Genomic DNA, 18442 nt, shown 5'->3' with positions numbered 1-18442 from the left:
CATCTATAAAGGGAGGTTATGGATATATAAATAGATAAAATAATAAATTATCTCTTTTAAAAATTTATATACATTGTATTTTTTTTTTTTTTAGGTACTATATCTTTACAAAGTTCTTATTTATAAAAAACAAATATGTACGAGTATAAGGAGGACACATATGGTTGGAAAAAATAACTACCAAGTGAAAAAGGAGAAGCAGAGCAATAAGTTCTACCGCTACTCCATCAAGCGCCTAAGTGTCGGCGTGGCTTCTGTAGCTGTGGCTGCGGGGCTCCTCTTTGCGGGGGATGCCGTCGTTGTTCAAGCAGCAGCTGAAGAAGCAAACACAAGTGAAGAAGTATCAACACCAGTAGGAGAAATTGAACCTTCTAAAGAGGAAGCAGCCCCTGTAAGAGAAGAAGCACCTGTCGTTGAAGAGCCAGCTTCCACAGAAGCGCCAGCTGTTGGAGAGGAAGCTCCGGCTGAAACACCAGCAGAATCAGAAGAAGTACCAGCAGTTTCTGAAGCAGCAGCTGAAGAAAATACGTCTGAAGAAGAAGCTGCCGCTCAACCAACTGATAAGGAAGAAGGAAAAGCTTCTCCAGTAACTTATGCTGCTGAAGCAAGCGATACGGAGACCCCAGCTGAAGATAAGTCTGGCGAAGACCGTGCCAACAATCAAAAGAAAGTCGATGCCATTGATGCGGACGCTATCGCTAACGGTTACATCAAATCCGCGACCGATATGTCTAACGCTGCCAATACCCTATCAGGTCGTGCTTGGATTGCCGACAAAGGGGTGCCATCTACCATGGCCAATGGCTTGACCGAAGTCGCTGAAGGTACAGATGTCTACATGCAGTGGATTGATACTGACGGTGCGGTTTCCCCGCTTTATCGGGCGCAAACGACCAATCAATTATCACAAGTTGATGGGAGTCAAGCAGGCCCAGGTTCTTTTGCTTTTGACTTAAGAGATGCTTGGATTGACGCCAATGGAGTGGAACATAAGTATTCCGCTAAGGGCGACCAATATTATCGCTTATGGATTCCCGACTACTTCGATCCGGATACCGGCAACCGGGTGACCATGTTCCGTCAAGCAGGGGGCTTCTTCCCAGGATCATTTGTGGGTTCAGCGACTAATAAAAACTTAGGTCAGTTCCCACTACTCGGAACCAACATGCAGCGGACTGGGATCTTTATGATCGAACAAGGTGGGGCTTACATGCACCGACCTGAGAGTGAATGGGTTGAAGATCCAGAAGGCCCAATCAATAACCCAGCCGTTCTCCGTCGCAGCGATAATAGTGTTTCTGGTCGAGTTTGGCTAGAGACCGGTGCGGGCGACTATGCCAATAGTGCAACCGGTCCAAATAATAATAGCCGGGATGTTGAAGCAGCTGGTTATAAGGTGGTTGCTTCCTACTTGTCTAAGGAAGGTTCAGCCGCTTATGAATCAGCTGTTAACTCTTTACCTCAAAACCAACGAGCTAAAGCAGCCGAAGACTTCTTGTTAAACAATCCGGATGCCATTCAAGAAACCAAGTATGCTTATACCAATGAAGATGGCCGTTACTCCATTCGTTTTGACAACAAAAACATGGATGAAAATAATACCGAATACATGTATATGCAGATCTTTGACCGGGATGGCAACTTGGTCAATGCCTATAATGGGTTCACAACGCCAGTCTTCAGAAGCCCGGCTGAGAATCAAAGCTTTGTGCCTCAAGCTGTTCCTGGGTCTGAGACAGCAGGTTATGTTCGTGGCCCATATGGTTGGTACAATGTCAACCATGCCGTGGTACCGAATGTCGTGATTGACCTAGAAATCACTAATTTCAATGATACCGATAAACCAGCTGGCTTGAATGACACAGCTAAGGCTGACTTACGTGGGGCACAATTACCACCAGCAGGCTTCAATAATAAGATTGTTTGGTATAACGAAGAAGGCGACGTCCTCAAAGAAACACCTGTCAATCAATTAGTGGCTGGAACTGACGATACCTACGACTTGCCTAAGACCATCGAAGAAGCTCAACAACTGAAATTGCGAGATGGGGAGATTATTCGGGCGGTCTTCGAGTCCGGTGGCAACCAATTAGCTGCGGATTCCTTTATTGTGAAATACAAGGATGCCAACTTGCACCAACCAAGCTATAAAGAAACAGCCGTTGACTTTGGCCAAGAAGCTAAGGTTGACGCCCCAAGCTTTGTAAAATTAGCTGATGATGGAACGGAAGCCCCAGTGGAAACAAATGAGGTGCCTTTGTCCAAAGACCCCGCCAAACCAGCCTTCACCATCACTACACCAACCCGTGGTGCATCCATCGATCCAAATACCGGGGCTATCACTATTCCAGCTTCGGAAACCTCTAAGACACCTGGTGAGACCATTGAAGTGCCTGTCACCGTGACTTATGAGGATGGGTCACAGGACCAAGTAACGGCTCCAGTTAAGGTGTCAGCACCAGATGTGATCGACCGGACTGGCAAGGAAGATGAAGCGACTCCGGAAGGTTACCACCGTGTGACTTTAACAGCTGGTGAAGGGGTTAATGATTTTGGCAAGAAAGCTTATGATGTCAAAGACCAAGCCCAATTATCTAATGAAAATATTCCAAGCTTGACGGCAAAGGAAAACTATGAAAACCCTCAATGGAATGAAGACCCAAGCCAAGTGATTACGGGGCCTAAGGATTTTGTGGCGACGGCGACTCCTGTCACTCCAGCCGACACTACCGCACCGACCATCACTGTTTCCGCCAAGGATATCCAAGCCACAGAAGGGCAGCCAATTGACCCTGTTTCTGTAGAGACCGATGATCCGGAAGCGACCGTGACGGTTGACGGCCTTCCAGACGGCTTAAGCTACAATCCTGAGACCAAGCAGATCGAAGGGACCGTTCCAGCGGGTACTGTAGACTGGGCGGACGACCAAGATGAGTCCCGCGACTTCCCAGCAACTGTCAAGGCAGTGGATCCATCCGGCAATGAAGCGACCGAGCCGATCAAGGTGACCGTGCTTCGCGATACGGACGGCGACGGTCAAGCCGATAAGACCGACGAAGACGATGACAACGACGGCATTCCAGATAAAGACGATGACGCGTCTAAGGTATGGGACGGCCTCGATGCCCAAACGACTGACGTCACAGCAACCAACGGCCAAGAAGTCCCAGCCAACACCCAGGTTGTGACACCAAATAAAGCTGGCGCTAAGGTGACGACACCTGTTCCAGTTGACGGTCTATCAGTGGATGAAGACGGCAACTTAGTCGGCACCCCGACCGTGGACTTCCAAGCCGGCGAAAAAGAAAAAGTCGTGGAAATCCCTGTTGAAATTACCTCAACTGGTACCGGTCAAAAGGATGCTCAAGGTCAACCAACTGACGAAGCCATCCAACGGACCGTCAAAGTGACCGTGACCAATCCAAATGCGGAAGAGGCCCCTGCTGAAACTAGCGTGGAAGTGACTCCGAAGTCACAAAACGCCCTGGAAGGTAAGGACATTACCCCAGTGACACCACAAGCGGACAATGTACCAGAAGGCGGCAGCGTTAAAGTGACTATCGATGGCCAAGACAACTATCCAGGTCTGACTGTGGATCCAGAAACGGGCCAAGTAACCGGACAACCGGAAATCACCGACTGGACACCTGAAGAAGAAACTCGGACCATTACGGTTGAAGTTTCTGTCCTAGATAAAGACGGCCAACCAGTCCGTGATGCAGACGGCAATCCTGTAACGGCTGAATCAACTATCACCGTTTACCGCGACACCGACAAGGACGGCCAACCTGACAAGGATACAGGTATGCCAGAAGATCCAAACAATCCAACTGTTCCAGGTATCGACCAAGGCGACAAGGACGACGACAACGACGGCTGGACCGACCAGGAAGAAAAAGATCGCGGCACCGATTCCAAGGATGAAGACAGCTTCCCACGTGTCACCGAACCCGGCGCTGAAAATGAGCCAGGTAAGGACACCACGACGGTAACTGGCAAGACCACGCCAAATACGGATGTGGAAGTTAAGGACAAGGATGGAAACACCATCGGCACCGGCACTTCCGACGACCAAGGCAATGTCAAGATCGACGTGCCTAAGCAAAATCCTGGCGATAAAGTCACCATCATCCCTGGCAAGAAGGATGACCAAGGTAACTTTACACCAGTCAAGGATGACCAAGGCAATCCTCAAGGTGGGGCTGAAACTGTAGTCAAGGAAACCCCACAAATCACCAACCCAGGGGCCAAGAATGAACCTGGTTCAGACAAGACCACCGTCACCGGCAAGACCAGCGTTCCAAACTCTAAGGTTGAAGTGAAGGACAAGGACGGCAAGACTATCGGCACCGGTAACTCTGACGAAAACGGCGACTTTACCATCGAAGTTCCTCGTCAAGAAGGCGGCGACAAGGTTTCTGTGATCCCATCTAAGGATTACACCAACCCAGACGGCTCGACAGAAACCCGGACCGGTGACCCTGTCGAAACGACTGTCACTGAAGATGCTCCTGCTGTAGTCAGCGTGGAAGTGACACCGAAGTCACAAAATGCTCTCGAAGGCAAGGACATTACACCTGTAACGCCTCAAGCCGATAATGTGCCAGAAGGTGGCAGCGTTAAGGTGACTATCGATGGCCAAAACAACTATCCAGGTCTGACCGTGGACCCAGAAACTGGTCAAGTAACCGGTAGTCCTGAGATTACGGACTGGGCTCCTGAAGAAGAAACTCGGACCATTACGGTTGAAGTTTCTGTCTTAGATAAGGATGGCAAGCCAATTGCCGATGCAGACGGCAATCCTGTAACGGCTGAATCAACTATCACCGTTTACCGCGACACGGACAAGGACGGTCTGCCTGACAAGGATTCCGGCATGCCAGAGGATCCAAACAATCCAAATGTTCCAGGCATCGACCAAGGTGACAAGGATGATGATAACGACGGCTGGACCGACCAGGAAGAAAAAGACCGCGGAACGGATTCCAAGGATGAAGACAGCTTCCCACGTGTCACCGAACCAGGCGCTGAAAACCAACCTGGCAAGGACACCACGACCGTGACTGGCAAGACCACGCCAAATACCGATGTGGAAGTCAAGGACAAGGATGGCAATACCATCGGCACTGGTAAGTCAGATGAAGACGGTAATATTAAGATCGATGTACCAAAACAAAATCCTGGTGACAAGATTAGTATTGTTCCTGGTAAGAAGAATGACCAAGGCAACTTCAAGCCTGTCACAGACGACCAAGGCAATCCTCAAGGTGGCGCTGAAACTGTCGTTAAGGAAACCCCACAAATTACCAACCCAGGGGCTAAGAACGAACCCGGTTCAGACAAGACCACTGTGACCGGGAAAACGACCGTTCCAAATACGACCATTGAAGTCAAAGACAAGGACGGTAATACCATAGGCACCGGCACTTCTGACGATAATGGTGACTTTACCATCGAAGTTCCTCGTCAAGGAACGGGCGACAGCATTACCATCTTCCCATCCAAGGACTACACCAATCCAGATGGTAGTGTGGAAACCCGGACCGGCACCCCTGTCGAAACTACCGTTACTGGCCATACACCAGCAAGCAAGCAAGACAAGGACATCTACGAGCCTGAATACAAACCAGGTACCGGTCAACCAGGCACCAAGGTGAAAGTCGGCGAACCGATTTTCAAGGATGAAGACGGTAAAGAGGTCAACCCACCAGCTGGCACCAGCTTCCAACCCGGCGCTGGCGAAAACGGCATCACGGTTGATCCCGAAACTGGCGCAGTCGTTGTCGAAGTTCCAGCAGATGCTAAACCAGGCGATAAGATTGACAAATCTGTCATCGTTACCTATCCTGATGGTTCAAGTGAAACGGTAACAGTTTCCGTTACGGTTGAAGAAAAAGCTGGCTCTGGTGTGACACCAGTTCCAACACCTCAACCTGAACCCCAGCCAGAAGAAAAACCTGAAGTTGAAGATGAAGCAACACCTGATCAAGAACCAGAAGCCGATGTTGACCCTGTTAAAGCAGACGACAAGACAGTTTCTGTGAAGACTCAAGATCATACCGCTGACGATAATAGTAAGACTCAATCGGCTCCTGCTAAGGCTCATTCCCAACTGCCACAAACTGGTGCAGTAGCAGGCTACGCAAGCTCATTAGCTCTTGCTTTAATCGGAGCAGGTTCCATCCTGGCTTTAGGTAAAAAGAAAAAAGAAGACTAATCGTCACTGATTAGCTCCTCTTCTAGCACCTCGCATAGCGGGGTGCTTTTTTATATTGTATTAAGGGTAATAAAAAAGGAGCTCAATCTACTGTCAGTAAATTGAGCTCCTTTTCGTGTTGAAATGATTTTCTATTGTTCTAAGTGGTTGGCTTTTTCCTTTGCGCTTTTAAGGAGATTAGGCCCTACCAATACAATGGCCATGAGTAGGCCAGCAGTTTGGATCCAAAAGATAGTAACATCTGTTAGACCGTGGATTAAAACCACACTGAGTAAACTACAAATTAAGGCCAGTTCGGGACGAATACTTGAATATCGCCGCATTTCATTGAGCATCTTTCCTAGACGGTAAAGGGGATAGACCAGAAGGCTAGACCCGATGATACCGTAAGATAAGAGCGTATCCAGAAAAATATTATGGGCATGCTGGGTATACTTGGTGGTGTATTCACTGTATACATGCATATAGGTTAAGGGACCTTGGCCAAACCAAACATTATCCTTAAAGGCCTGCCAGCCGGTTTGCCAGATGTCAAAACGGTCGGAAAAGGCATAAGCCAAGTCATCGAAGCGGGGCATAAGACCCATCCCCCAAGCAATGAGTCCTAAGATACTCAGACCTAGTAGGGAATAAATGGCGGTTTTCTTATAGCCAATTACATAAAAGAAAACATAGGAAGCACCAATAATCACGATGGCACTGGTGCGGCAACCGGTGTAAACGATGGCCAGTAAATTACAAGCAATTAAAAAGAGACAGGTTAATTTTTTAGCTAAGTGCTTAGTAGTCTTCATTCGATACATGGCGATAACAATGAAGAATTCCAGCATCATGGCGAAATAATTGGGGTTAAAAAATGTAGCCTCTACCCGGTCAGGGTGCACCTTATTCATGGCGGGAGAAATAAAGGTATAATCCCATTCTGAGATGATATTAAAGTGCTCTAAGAGGGTAAAGATAAAAATGATAATACTTGCAATTAAAGTAATATTTACGATTTCAGAAAGATATTCCGGTCGCACCTGTTTAGTGTAGTAAATCGAATAAATAAGGGCAATTAATAAACCAACTGAGATCAGTCCACCTACCCAATTTTCATGCACAATAGAGATTAAAAAGGCATAAAAAGGGAAGGAAAATAAACTTGTGATTAAAGAGTCATTTGGCCAGTGTTTGGCCGATAGCATTCCTGTTGCCAACAACAAGATAAAAACAACCCCAAAAACAACAATGGTTATATAAAATGGAAAGAACAGGCTGACCAATAAGATGGTCATCAGTATGGATTGAATTGCTCCTGGTAAGAAGGCTTTGCCATCTTCTAGCAAGTAAGTCACCTACTTTCAGAAAGAGTATCAATCCTTTAAACTTTAGCCTAAATCAGCTTAAATTACAATCATTTTAAGCATCTTTAGCTAATTTTTTAAAATTATTTATAAGTGATTGAGCGCTTTCGTTTTAGATCGACAATAAACATGCTAGAATAAACTTATATAGAAAGAGGCGAGTAGAATGACAGATTGGAAAGGCTTGGATCCCAAGGCGTTTAATCGCTATCGATCCTGGAAGAACTCTAGCAGTCCAGGAATTTGTGGATCCTACTGCTGTAGTGTGCTGGTACATTATCATACCCTCAAAGACACTGGGGTCGACTTAGATAAGGACACTTTAGTAGCAGGTTTTAAAGAAATTGTTGATGATAAGCGACCTTATCGTGGAAGTTTTATTTGGGATATCGCCTTAGCTTTATCCATGTTCTGTGACAAGATGCCTTATCAAGTCAAGGCTGGATTACTGACTGAGATTAATTTGCCTGATTTGATAGACCAAGGGTATGGTCCATTTATTGTAGGCCTACAAAAACCGCTTAAAAGTAGCTATGGCAACCATTGGATTGTGGTCTATGCCTATAGATATAATTCAGCTGGCCAACTCTTCTATTTAGCCTATGATAACCAAGGACGTAGTCAGGTTGAAGTTCCTGCTAGTCAAAGCTTGACCTACTGTTATTTAGCAGAAGAGGAGCAAGTGGCGGCGGATGTTTATATTAGTGATGCATACAAAATAAATCAACTGCAAAGAAAACAAGGCATTGACTTTATTCCAAGTCGGGCTTACCAAGCGCATCAAGCCGTTAAAGAAGCTCAAGAGAAACGTCGTTTTCTAGGAAAGGATTTTAATGAATGGAAAGATTTGATTATATAGTTATCGGTGGCGGTAGCGCTGGGATTGCTTCTGCTAACCGGGCCGCTGAATATGGAGCCAAAACCCTCATCATTGAAAAAGATGAAGTCGGCGGGACCTGTGTCAACCGGGGCTGCGTCCCTAAAAAAGGGATGTGGTATGGCGCCCATATTCTGGAATTACTAAGAGACTATGCCCCTGATTACGGAATTGATGCGCCCTTGAAGAACTTTGATTTTCAAACTTTGAAAAAACACCGGAATGAATATATTGACCGGGTTCATAATTCTTACTTCAAGGGCTTTGAAAGCCGGGGAACCCATTATAAAAAGGGTTATGCTAAGTTTGTTGAAGACCATATTGTGGAAGTCGATGGCGAACAATTTTACGGCGAACATATTAGTGTCCTCACTGGTGGCCGTCCTGCCTTACCTGAAGGCATTCCTGGCATTGACTTAGTGGATGTGAGTGATGACGTCTTTAACTGGGATGAGCTTCCAGAATCCTTACTGATTGTGGGTGCTGGCTATATCGCTGTGGAAATGGCTGGTATGCTACGAGAATTTGGGGTGGATGTGACTCTAGCCGTTCGCCATGAAACGCCTCTCCGCCAATATGAACCTAAGATCACCGAATCGCTAATGGAAAATATGAAGAAACAGGGCATTACCGTGCTCAGCAACCATAACGTGACAAAAATTGAGAAAACGGAAGATGGAACTCTTAGAACCATCTTTAAAGAAGATGATGAAGTCGTTAGTGACCGGGTCCTTTATGCTATTGGTCGCCAACCCAATACAGAGAATATCGGCCTGGAGAACACCTCTATTGAATTAACAGACAAGGGCTATATTAAGGTCGATGACTACCACAACACCACCGCTGATAAGGTCTATGCCTTTGGTGATGTGATTGGTAAGGTGGAATTAACTCCAGTAGCTATTAAGGTGGGGCGGACTCTATCAGATCATCTATTTAATGGTCAAGATCCCTTCTATTTAGACTATAATATGGTCCCTTCCATTGTTTTTGCTCACCCACCAATCATTACCATGGGCTACACCGAGGAAGCGGCTAAAGAAGCTTTTGAAGGCCAAAAAATTACCACTTACGATACCAACTTTACCTCAATGATCTCAGGAATGACCTCTAACCGGGAAAATATCTATATGAAACTGGTTTGCCTCGGTGATGAAGAAAAGATCATCGGTCTCCATGGGATTGGCTTTGGTGCTGATGAAATGTTACAAGGCTTTGCGGTTGCTATCACGATGGGGGCAACTAAGAAGCAATTTGATCAAACCATTGCCCTCCATCCAACTGGAGCGGAAGAATTTGTTACCATGCGTTAAGCCTGCTTAATGTTTTGAATCTGGCTGGGAGAAAATCCCAGCTTTTTTGTTTTTGAGTCAAGTGGGCTTAGATGGTAAAATAATGAAAACATGACATATGTTCTAGGAGAAGTGGTATATCGTGGTTAATCGTAAAGTCAGTTCAAGTCAAGAAATTTTAAAAGTTGCCTTAGAATTGGTCCAAGAAGAGGGAATCCAAGCAGTCAATATGCGCCGTTTAGCCAAGCGTTGTCAGATTTCCTTAGGGGTCTTATATAACTATTTTGAAGATAAGAATGACTTATTGTTGCAAACTGTGGCAGCGGTGTGGCGGGATATTTTAATTCCTGACCAGTCTGAACACGTGAATCGGGCGAGCCAGCCCTTATCCCAAGCCTTTTTAAACCTTTACCAGCTATTGGCTGCTGGTGCCAAGAAGTATCCTCATTTCTTCTCCCAGCATACCCTGGTATTTTCGCAAGCACAAAAAGGCCAAGCTAATGCCAAAATGGACCATTATATTAAACATTTAAAAAATTACCTCCTTCAGTGTTTAAAGGATGACCCTAATATCCGCGATCAAGCTTTTGCTAAGCACTCAGCAGAACAAGTGGTTGACTTCTTGTTTGGCATCTTTATTAATCAAATTATGCAGGGAGATCTTGATATCTTGCTCCTTACTGACTTTATCGATCGTTATCTTTATGATTAAATAAAAAAGGCGAACCCTGCTCTATGAAAGAGCAAAGTTCGCTTTTAAATTGTTCAAATTTACTTATCAAATATTATAGGGCACGGATAATGTGTGCAATACCCGCAAATAAGAAGTAAGCACCAATCAAGAAGACTACTGTAAAGTATGCGGATAGAGGATTAAAGAAGATCGAAATAGCAACGATAATCCCAACAATACCGAGGAAAATGGATAATCCTTTCCCCACAGGACTTACAAAACCAACCAGGGAACTGGAAGTTAAGAGACCGATTCCTTCAGAAATAAACCAAATGGCTACTAGAAAAGGAATGGTTAGGAAACCGATTTCCACATTGAAAAATAAAATAACCCCGATAATTAAATTTAAAATTCCCACAATTAACATGACCGTATAATTTTGGTCACTGACTTGACGTAATTGGTGGCGAGTGTAGAGATTCATGATCCCAGAGACAATTGCTCCGGCCGCATAAAAGTAAATTAAACTTACTAAACTCACTCCCGGGTTTCTAAAACTAATAATGGCTAAGATAATAAAAATAATCCCAACAATGAGGTCGCCCCATTTTACGCCTTGTTGATTTTCAGTCATTTCATCGTCTCCTTTGTCAAAATATTTTGTCAATTTATTTTTGAATATATTAACCTTATCAAAAATATACAATAAGATCAAAAAATTGGCTCATTCATATTAGAGAGAAGAGAGCAAAACATAAAAGCCAATGGTAAACTATTATTAGAATAAAAATCATTGTTAGGAGAAAGGGTGTCTTTAGATGAAAATTGGTTTTATCGGCTTAGGAGTAATGGGGAAATCCATGGCTAGTCATTTAATCCAAGCAGGGTACGATCTTAATGTTTATAACCGAACCAAGAAAAAGGCCCAGCCTTTAATTGACCTAGGGGCTCAGTGGCTTGATTCTCCAAGTCAGATCGCTGACCAATCTGATTTAGTTTTCACGATTTTAGGCTATCCTCATGATGTCGAGGAGGTTTATTTAGGAAAAACAGGCCTCTTTTCAGCTTGCCAGTCAGGGCAAATCTTTGTTGAAATGACTACTTCTAGTCCGTCTTTAGCTAAAAAACTTTACCAAGAGGGACAAAAACGTCAAGTCAGTGTTCTCGATGCCCCGGTAACGGGAGGGGATATTGGGGCTAGAGAAGGGCGCTTAACAACTTTAGTCGGTGGTGATAAAGGCGTTTTAGATCAGCTACAACCAGTCTTGGCAACTTTTTGCCAACGAATCGAATATTTCGGCTCAGCTGGTAAGGGTCAAGACGCTAAGATGGCCAACCAAATTATGATCGCTGGGACCATGACCGGCATGTGCGAAGCGTTAGCTTATGCCAAAAATAATGACCTGAATTTAGACCAAGTCATTGAAACTTTAAATAGTGGGGCAGCTGCCAATTTTTCTCTGGCTCAATACGGTCCCCGTATTCTCAAAGATGACTATAGTCCTGGCTTCTTTGTTAAACATTTTATCAAGGACTTAAGAATTGCCCTTGAAGTTGCTGAAAAAGAGGATCTTAAGCTTCCCGGAACCCAATTGGCCTATGACCTCTATCAAAAACTAGCCCATGAATTTAGTGGGGATGATGGGATTCAAGCTCTGATGAAGTTATGGTGGGGTGAAAAATAAACAATAAAAAAGGGCTATGCCTTAGACAGATATAGAAAACATAGTTCTTAATAAGGTTTCTAGTTACTGTCAACAAGGATAGCCTTTTTTTGCGGTTAAAACCCTAACTTTTCATCTTCAATGCGTTGAATTTCTTGATAGGTTTTCGCTAGGGTGAGGGTTTCATCGACTAATTGTTCTAAACGTAAGAGCACATCATCGGAAGTAATTTCGTTAAGAGTAAAGTCTCTGGCGCTAAGGTAGACATAGCGAGGGGTGACATTGGCCTTCATATAGTTAAGGATGGGTTTCAATTGCAACTCTGGAATCAAATAGTGGCGGTTAGACCCTGATGAGGCAAAGATACCCACGGTTTTATATTCCAAAGCTTTCTCTGGTAAGAGGTCAAAGACATTCTTCAAAGAGGCGGGAATGGAAGCTTGGAAGATGGGAGTCCCGATAAAGAGGACATCAGCTTCCATAACGGCTTGGGCGACTTCCAAGGTGTCTCCCTTATAATCCAGGAAATTTCTTCCATCGGCGAAATCCATTTCCTTATCTAATAGGTTAATAAATTGGACGTCATGGTCACTATACTGGTCCTTGGCTAGGATATCCAGGATAGCTTTAGCGGCTACTTCGGTTTTATGGCCCACATTGGAGCCGGATAAGACGAGTATTTTCATAATGATTTTCCTTTCTTTATGATTTATTACTGGTTGGCTGATTTTATTGGTCGGACTTGGTATATTTCTTGACTGCAGGAATGATGGTTTCGCCAAGGATATCAATCATATGAAGGATATCCTTAAAGGGGATACCCCCAAAGTCAATCTGGGCGGTGTAACGTTGGTTGTTGTAGAGTTCGTGTTGATATAGGATCTTATCAATGATCAGTTGGGGATCGCCAACCGTTAGGGCATCCCGGTAGTCTTTTCCTTGGGCGAAGAGTCGCTTATTAAAGCCAGTCCCATTAACCCGCTTCATCCCAGTGTCAAGGTGGGGATAGAATTCTTTGAAGGCGGTATCCCGGTCTTCATTGACATAGAGGAAGCCCGAAGTGGTGACTGGCATAGACTCCACATCGTAGCCCTTTTCACTGAGGATGGACCGGTAGATGTCAATCGATTGTTTAAAGTATTCTGCCGAACCGCCTAGGGTAGTGATATACATGGGCACCCCCTTAAGAGCAGCTTTGATGGCGGAGTCTGGTGGTCCACCGACTGCACGCCAAATGGGGAGGCCATTTTTAGCCCGGGGGATCACTTCAGCATCATGGAGGGGCGCGCGAAATTCTCCTTCCCAATTGACCACTTCATTTTCATTGATTTGAAGGAGGAGGTCGAATTTTTCTTCATAGAGGGCTTCATAGTCCTTAACATCGTAGCCCAAGAGTTCAAAAATTCCTAAACGCGAAGCCCGCCCAGCAACAACTTCCATACGGCCATCAGAAATTAAGTCAATAGTGGCAGCATTTTCATAGACTCTGACCGGGTCAGAAGTTGAAATAATGGTGGCAGAACTTCCAATTCCAATTGTTGAGGTGGCTTGGGCAATGGCGGATAGAATCACCATATGGGCTTGGGAAACAAAGTATTTTTGGTGGGATTCACCCAAATGGAAGATATCCACGCCAGCTTGTTCAGCGAGTTGGGCCATCTTTATAAATTGTTGGATTCGTTCTTGGGCTGAAATTTCTTCACCGGTATGGGGATTAGGCATATGGTCCCCTAAACTATAGAGACCAAACTCAATCCCTTGGCTGGTATCAATTTGAGGAATAACATGTGGGTTTCCTATCGTCATAAGTATGCTCCTTTTTAAAAGATTAGTTCTTGCTTAATTCTTGGTATATTTCTTCACTGTGGGAATGACCTTTTCTGCGAAGAGGTCGAGAGTTCGTCTGATTTCGTCAAAAGGTTGACCACCGAAATCAATTTCGCCGTTGAAACGTTGGTGACCGAATAAGTCATACTGCATCAGTAACTTATCAATGATTAATTGGGGGTCACCGACCATGGTGGCTGATTTAACATTTTGTCCTTGGGCGAAGGCGCGCTTAGGGAAGGGCTGGCCATTGACTAAGGGGAAACCGGCTTCCACATAGGGCCAGAATTCTTGATAGGCCTGCTGGGTATTTTCCCGGACATAGAGGAAACTCCCGGTTTGAACAGGAATTTCACTAGGATCATAGCCAGCTTCTTGGGCAGCCTGGCGAAAGACCTTGATGCGGTGGGCAAAGGTTTGATTGGCTCCTGAAAGGTGAGCTTGATAAATGGGCATGCCCAGTAAACCAGCGCGACGAGCCGAATCATTAGAATTACCAATCCCTCGCCAAATAGGGAGTTTTCCGGAAGGGCGCTCACTACGCGGTTGGACTTTGACCCCGTTTAGGTCAGGGCGAAACTGCCCTTGCCAATTAACAGTTTCATTGTCATTGATTTCTTTTAGGAGGGCAATTTTTTCTTCGAAGAGTTCTTCATAGTCCTTGTAGTCATAGCCAAATAATTCAAAGGCTCCTAAGCGAGAAGCCCGACCCGCAACAATTTCCATCCGCCCTTGGGATAAGAGATCAATGGTGACCGCATCTTCATAAACCCGGACAGGATCTAAAACAGACAGAGTAGTGACCGCTGAACCGAGTTTAATGGTCTTGGTTTCCCGGGCAATGGCTGAAAGAATGATCAAATTCGACTGGGAGACAAAATAGTCCTGGTGGGACTCTCCCACTTGAAAGGCATCAAAGCCGGCATCTTCGGCTAGTTTTCCCAGTTGGATGATTTCTTCAATCCGCTCTGAAGCGGCTAATTGTTTGCCAGTATGGGGGTTAGGGAGGTTATCACCTAAACTGTACAAACCAAACTCTAGCCCCTTAGGCTTCTTTTGTGCTGGATTTGCTTTGGTCATTTGTTTCTTCCTTTCTTTTTGTATGTATTTCCTATCGATTACTTATTCAGGTGGTCCTGACAAACTTTGGCTAAAAGTTGGTCGAGGGTGGCTAATTCCTCATTGTCAAGAGCATTAAAAAAGCTTCGCTGGAAGTTACTCAAGTCATAAGCAATTTCTCCGTATAGCTCTTCGCCCTTACTGGTGGGAAAGAGCCGGTGGCTTCTGCCTTGAATTTCTTTTTTGATATAGCCATTTTCCTCTAATTTATGGAGTAATTGGCTAACATTACCTTTAGTTACGCAGAGTTGAATAGCGATTTCTTGTTGATTAGTTGCCGGGTGCTCACAGATATAAGAAAGCAAGTCGAATTGGGGGACATTAATCTGACAAGAGAAATCAGCTAGGGCTTGACTGGTATCTTGTAGGTTCCGACGGTAAAGTCGTACTAAGGATTGGTAAATATTGAGGGCGTGGTTGTAATTCTCACAGCCCGATTCACTTGATGTCATTGTTCTCACCTCATTATCATTTTATAGTTTAGTTATAAACTGTTTACTACTAAACATATACTAACAGGACTTCTGCTAGACGACAAATCATCTGCTTAGACTGTAAATATATTTTTTAGACCTTCTTCATTCAAAGACGGTCTTTTTTTACTTATCGTTCGGCCATAGGGACTAATTTAGTGGAAAATTGGCCTTAAAAATAATATCAAAGCAATAATACGTATTATGAAAACGATTTTATTAAATAATATACGTAAATAAATTGTAATTTTAAAATTATATGGTATATTTTTACATGTAAACAAGTAAATCACGAATATTAAATATTTATTTTCTACAAATGTTTGTTATTTAAGGAGGCTGTCAAGTGATAAAAGTAGGGGTAGTGATGGGATCTCAATCGGATTGGCAAACCATGAGTCAAGCCTGTCAGATATTAGACCAATTTGAAGTGCCATATGAAAAACGTGTGATTTCTGCCCATCGCATGCCAGATGACATGTTTGCTTATGCCAAAAGTGCGCGTGAGCGAGGCCTAGCAGTAATTATTGCAGGAGCAGGAGGAGCAGCCCACTTGCCAGGGATGTTGGCAGCTCAAACGACATTGCCAGTCATTGGAGTTCCGGTTCAATCGCACGCTCTGAATGGATTAGATTCACTCTTATCCATCGTTCAGATGCCAGCCGGTGTTCCCGTCGCCACCACAGCGATCGGACAATCAGGAGCTAAAAATGCTGCCTTACTGGCTATTCAGATTTTAAGTATTCAAAACGAAAACTTAGCTTTAGCTCTGTCTGATTACCGTCAAGAAATGCGTCAAGCAGCCAAAGAAAGTAGTGACCAACTTGGATAAGACGATTTTACCTGGAGCAACTATCGGCATTATCGGTGGGGGCCAATTAGGACAAATGTTAGCACAATCTGCTAAGGAAATGGGCTATCGGGTAGGTATATTAGACCCGGGTCCTAATTGTTCAGCCTCTCAAGTCGCCGATTTTCATTATGAAAACGCCTATGATGACCGCCAAGCCTTAGCAGACTTTGCTTCTCAATGCGATGTATTAACTTTTGAATTTGAAAATATCGATACTGAAGCCTTACAAGTTCTAGGTGAAGGTGCCTATCTCCCTCAGGGGGTAGACCTCCTTCATACTAGCCAAGACCGCCTCTATGAAAAACAGTTTCTAGAAGCTGCGGGCGCTCAAGTCGCTCCTTATCGACCGGTCAAGACTATGGAAGATTTAGAACAAGCAGTCAGAGAATTAGGCTATCCCGCTGTATTAAAAACGCGGCGGTTTGGTTATGACGGCAAGGGCCAACGTGTCCTCCACAGTCAAAAAGATCTGCCTGAATGTGTTGACTTACTCAATGAACAAGTTTGTGTGCTGGAGCAATGGCTGCCCTTTGCTAAAGAAATGTCAGTCATGGCTATCGGCGAACAAAATGGTCATGTGGTGACTTTCCCTGTATCGGAAAATATCCATGTCCATAACATCCTCCATGAATCCATTGTTCCGGCACGAATTTCCGCTGAGGTCAGTCAAGCTGCCCAAGAATTGGGCCATAAGATCGCTAAAGCCGGTAACTTGGTCGGTGCCCTAGGAATTGAAATGTTCTTAATGGCAGATGGAAGAATATTAATTAATGAACTGGCACCTCGCCCCCATAATAGTGGGCACTACACCATTGAAGCCTGTGACTTCTCACAATTTGACCTGCACATCCGTGCTATCTGTGGCTTGCCCTTGGCTGAACCCCAATTATTAAGTCCATCCCTCATGGTGAACGTCTTAGGACAACATTTAGATAAGGTCTTAGAAGTTGCTCCCAAGCATAGCGACTGGCACTTGCATATTTACGGCAAAGACCAAGCCAAAGTCAACCGTAAAATGGGGCATATTACCTTGTTGCCAGAAGATATGAAAACTAGTCTTGAAAAGATTGGTGATAGTGGAATTTGGAAAAGGAGTAAATAATGACAGAAGAAAAGTTAATTTATAGCGGTAAGGCTAAAGATTTATACCGAACCGATGATGATAAGTATTTAAGAGTTTTTTATAAGGACCAAGCCACTGCTGGCAATGGGGCTAAAAAGGAAAATTTACCTGGAAAAGGGCGAATTAACCAAGCCATTACCCAGCTAATCTTTACCTATTTGGCTGACCATGGTATCGCTACCCACCTGGTCAAGGTACTAAATGATCGGGAGGAAATTGTTGAAAAGGCGCAAATGTTTCCCTTAGAAGTGGTTTACCGCAATTATGCTGCGGGCTCCTTTGTCAAACGCTTGGGCGTGGAGCGGGGTCTAGCTATAGAAGGCGGTATCTTGGAATTCTTTTATAAGGATGACGACTTGAATGACCCGCTGTTGAATGATGACCACGTCCTCTTTCTAAAGGCGGCTAATCTTGAAGAAATTGCAAAGATTAAAGCACTGACTAAGGAAATTAATAATTTATTAGTGAAGCTGTTTGACCAAGCAGGGCTGATTCTGGTCGATTTCAAATTAGAGTTTGGGAAGAATGCAGCGGGAGACATTATTCTGGCTGACGAATTTTCACCGGATAACGCCAGACTTTGGGATAAGGACAGCGGGGAATCCTTTGATAAGGACATCTTCCGCAATGATCAAGGCGATATGATTCCATACTACCAAGCTGTCTATCAACGTTTACAAGAAGTTATTAAAGATTAAGGACTATGATTTAGAGAAAACAGGGAGGTCACTATGTATACAGTTGAAGTATTTGTCACCTATAAGGAATCCATTCTCGACCCTCAAGGCCAAGCCATCATGCAAGGCGTCCACCAAATGGGTTATGAGGCAGTTAAAAATATTCGTCAAGGAAAGTATTTTCAAATGGAAATTGTCAAAGAGGTTGGCGATGTCGACCAAGCGGTTGCTGATATTTGTGACCGTCTCCTAGCTAATGTCAATATGGAAACTTACCGCTATACCATTAAGGAGGTCTAGC

15 protein-coding genes are annotated in these 18442 nt (G+C 44.4%); 9 read left to right on the top strand and 6 right to left on the bottom strand.

Features of this window, described 5'->3' with window-relative positions; translation table 11 throughout:
• Positions 1 to 160: 160 nt before the first annotated feature.
• Positions 161 to 6217 carry an Ig-like domain-containing protein gene (locus AWM73_RS05150; protein WP_060778378.1) on the top strand — a complete coding sequence of 2019 codons (6057 nt, stop codon included), beginning with the start codon at positions 161 to 163 and terminating at the stop codon, positions 6215 to 6217.
• 131 nt (positions 6218 to 6348) lie between these two features.
• Here the strand turns inward: AWM73_RS05150 and AWM73_RS05145 are convergent, their stop codons facing one another.
• Complete coding sequence (locus AWM73_RS05145) at positions 6349 to 7554, bottom strand: O-antigen ligase family protein (RefSeq protein WP_230080914.1); 1206 nt, start codon at positions 7552 to 7554, stop codon at positions 6349 to 6351.
• A gap of 175 nt (positions 7555 to 7729) precedes the next feature.
• Between AWM73_RS05145 and AWM73_RS05140 the strand changes: the two genes are divergently transcribed.
• From AWM73_RS05140 to AWM73_RS05130, 3 genes are all read left to right on the top strand, one after another.
• Complete coding sequence (locus AWM73_RS05140; protein ID WP_060778376.1) at positions 7730 to 8422, top strand: hypothetical protein; 693 nt, start codon at positions 7730 to 7732, stop codon at positions 8420 to 8422.
• Positions 8401 to 9753, top strand: coding sequence for a glutathione-disulfide reductase (gorA, locus tag AWM73_RS05135; RefSeq protein ID WP_060778375.1), 1353 nt, complete (start codon positions 8401 to 8403; stop codon positions 9751 to 9753). The genes AWM73_RS05140 and gorA overlap by 22 nt, the downstream gene beginning before the upstream one ends.
• Positions 9754 to 9874: 121 nt before the next feature.
• A complete protein-coding gene (locus AWM73_RS05130; protein ID WP_060778374.1) occupies positions 9875 to 10444 on the top strand; it encodes a TetR/AcrR family transcriptional regulator in 570 nt (189 codons plus the stop codon).
• Positions 10445 to 10517: 73 nt separating this feature from the next.
• On the opposite strand, the gene AWM73_RS05125 is transcribed toward AWM73_RS05130, so the two are convergent.
• Complete coding sequence (locus AWM73_RS05125; RefSeq protein ID WP_060778373.1) at positions 10518 to 11039, bottom strand: HdeD family acid-resistance protein; 522 nt, start codon at positions 11037 to 11039, stop codon at positions 10518 to 10520.
• Positions 11040 to 11223: 184 nt separating this feature from the next.
• On the opposite strand from AWM73_RS05125, the gene AWM73_RS05120 reads away from it, so the two are divergent.
• Positions 11224 to 12090 (top strand): NAD(P)-dependent oxidoreductase, encoded by an 867-nt coding sequence (locus AWM73_RS05120; protein WP_060778372.1) that lies wholly within the window; start codon positions 11224 to 11226, stop codon positions 12088 to 12090.
• Between the two features lie 95 nt (positions 12091 to 12185).
• On the opposite strand, the gene AWM73_RS05115 is transcribed toward AWM73_RS05120, so the two are convergent.
• From AWM73_RS05115 to AWM73_RS05100, 4 genes are read right to left on the bottom strand one after another with little or no spacing between them, the layout of a single operon-like run.
• On the bottom strand, positions 12186 to 12755 hold the full coding sequence (locus tag AWM73_RS05115; protein ID WP_060778371.1) for an NADPH-dependent FMN reductase: 570 nt from the start codon (positions 12753 to 12755) through the stop codon (positions 12186 to 12188).
• Between the two features lie 43 nt (positions 12756 to 12798).
• Positions 12799 to 13875, bottom strand: coding sequence for an LLM class flavin-dependent oxidoreductase (locus tag AWM73_RS05110; RefSeq protein ID WP_060778370.1), 1077 nt, complete (start codon positions 13873 to 13875; stop codon positions 12799 to 12801).
• Positions 13876 to 13908: 33 nt separating this feature from the next.
• Complete coding sequence (locus AWM73_RS05105; protein ID WP_060778369.1) at positions 13909 to 14976, bottom strand: LLM class flavin-dependent oxidoreductase; 1068 nt, start codon at positions 14974 to 14976, stop codon at positions 13909 to 13911.
• A 38-nt stretch (positions 14977 to 15014) separates the two neighbouring features.
• On the bottom strand, positions 15015 to 15467 hold the full coding sequence (locus tag AWM73_RS05100) for a MarR family winged helix-turn-helix transcriptional regulator (RefSeq protein WP_060778368.1): 453 nt from the start codon (positions 15465 to 15467) through the stop codon (positions 15015 to 15017).
• 388 nt (positions 15468 to 15855) lie between these two features.
• Here AWM73_RS05100 and purE point away from each other — a divergent pair, with 388 nt between their 5' ends.
• The 4 genes from purE to purS are packed head-to-tail and all read left to right on the top strand — an operon-like array spanning position 15856 to position 18441.
• Positions 15856 to 16320: a 5-(carboxyamino)imidazole ribonucleotide mutase gene (purE, locus tag AWM73_RS05095; protein WP_060779073.1), complete on the top strand. Its 465-nt coding sequence runs from the start codon at positions 15856 to 15858 to the stop codon at positions 16318 to 16320.
• Positions 16304 to 17443 (top strand): 5-(carboxyamino)imidazole ribonucleotide synthase, encoded by a 1140-nt coding sequence (purK, locus tag AWM73_RS05090; RefSeq protein WP_060785035.1) that lies wholly within the window; start codon positions 16304 to 16306, stop codon positions 17441 to 17443. The genes purE and purK overlap by 17 nt, the downstream gene beginning before the upstream one ends.
• Complete coding sequence (gene purC / locus AWM73_RS05085; protein WP_060778366.1) at positions 17443 to 18162, top strand: phosphoribosylaminoimidazolesuccinocarboxamide synthase; 720 nt, start codon at positions 17443 to 17445, stop codon at positions 18160 to 18162. Before purK ends, purC begins: the two co-directional genes overlap by 1 nt.
• 33 nt (positions 18163 to 18195) lie before the next feature.
• The gene (gene purS / locus AWM73_RS05080; RefSeq protein WP_060778365.1) at positions 18196 to 18441 is read left to right on the top strand and encodes a phosphoribosylformylglycinamidine synthase subunit PurS; all 246 of its coding nucleotides are present in this window, start codon (positions 18196 to 18198) and stop codon (positions 18439 to 18441) included.
• Position 18442: the final 1 nt, after the last annotated feature.

This window comes from Aerococcus urinae (assembly GCF_001543175.1).
Lineage (GTDB): Bacteria > Bacillota > Bacilli > Lactobacillales > Aerococcaceae > Aerococcus > Aerococcus urinae.
The sequence above is the reverse complement of the archived record's forward strand: the minus strand, read 5'-3'. Positions and strand labels throughout refer to the sequence as shown.

Bases quoted from the DNA above. Each gene is read 5' to 3' on its own strand.
- purC (WP_060778366.1), top strand. From the start codon at position 17,443: ATGACAGAAGAAAAGTTAATTTATAGCGGTAAGGCTAAAGATTTATAC.
- AWM73_RS05115 (WP_060778371.1), bottom strand. From the start codon at position 12,755: ATGAAAATACTCGTCTTATCCGGCTCCAATGTGGGCCATAAAACCGAA.
- gorA (WP_060778375.1), top strand. From the start codon at position 8,401: ATGGAAAGATTTGATTATATAGTTATCGGTGGCGGTAGCGCTGGGATT.
- AWM73_RS05100 (WP_060778368.1), bottom strand. From the start codon at position 15,467: ATGACATCAAGTGAATCGGGCTGTGAGAATTACAACCACGCCCTCAAT.
- AWM73_RS05140 (WP_060778376.1), top strand. From the start codon at position 7,730: ATGACAGATTGGAAAGGCTTGGATCCCAAGGCGTTTAATCGCTATCGA.
- AWM73_RS05105 (WP_060778369.1), bottom strand. From the start codon at position 14,976: ATGACCAAAGCAAATCCAGCACAAAAGAAGCCTAAGGGGCTAGAGTTT.
- purS (WP_060778365.1), top strand. From the start codon at position 18,196: ATGTATACAGTTGAAGTATTTGTCACCTATAAGGAATCCATTCTCGAC.
- AWM73_RS05110 (WP_060778370.1), bottom strand. From the start codon at position 13,875: ATGACGATAGGAAACCCACATGTTATTCCTCAAATTGATACCAGCCAA.
- purE (WP_060779073.1), top strand. From the start codon at position 15,856: ATGGGATCTCAATCGGATTGGCAAACCATGAGTCAAGCCTGTCAGATA.
- AWM73_RS05120 (WP_060778372.1), top strand. From the start codon at position 11,224: ATGAAAATTGGTTTTATCGGCTTAGGAGTAATGGGGAAATCCATGGCT.
- AWM73_RS05125 (WP_060778373.1), bottom strand. From the start codon at position 11,039: ATGACTGAAAATCAACAAGGCGTAAAATGGGGCGACCTCATTGTTGGG.
- AWM73_RS05150 (WP_060778378.1), top strand. From the start codon at position 161: ATGGTTGGAAAAAATAACTACCAAGTGAAAAAGGAGAAGCAGAGCAAT.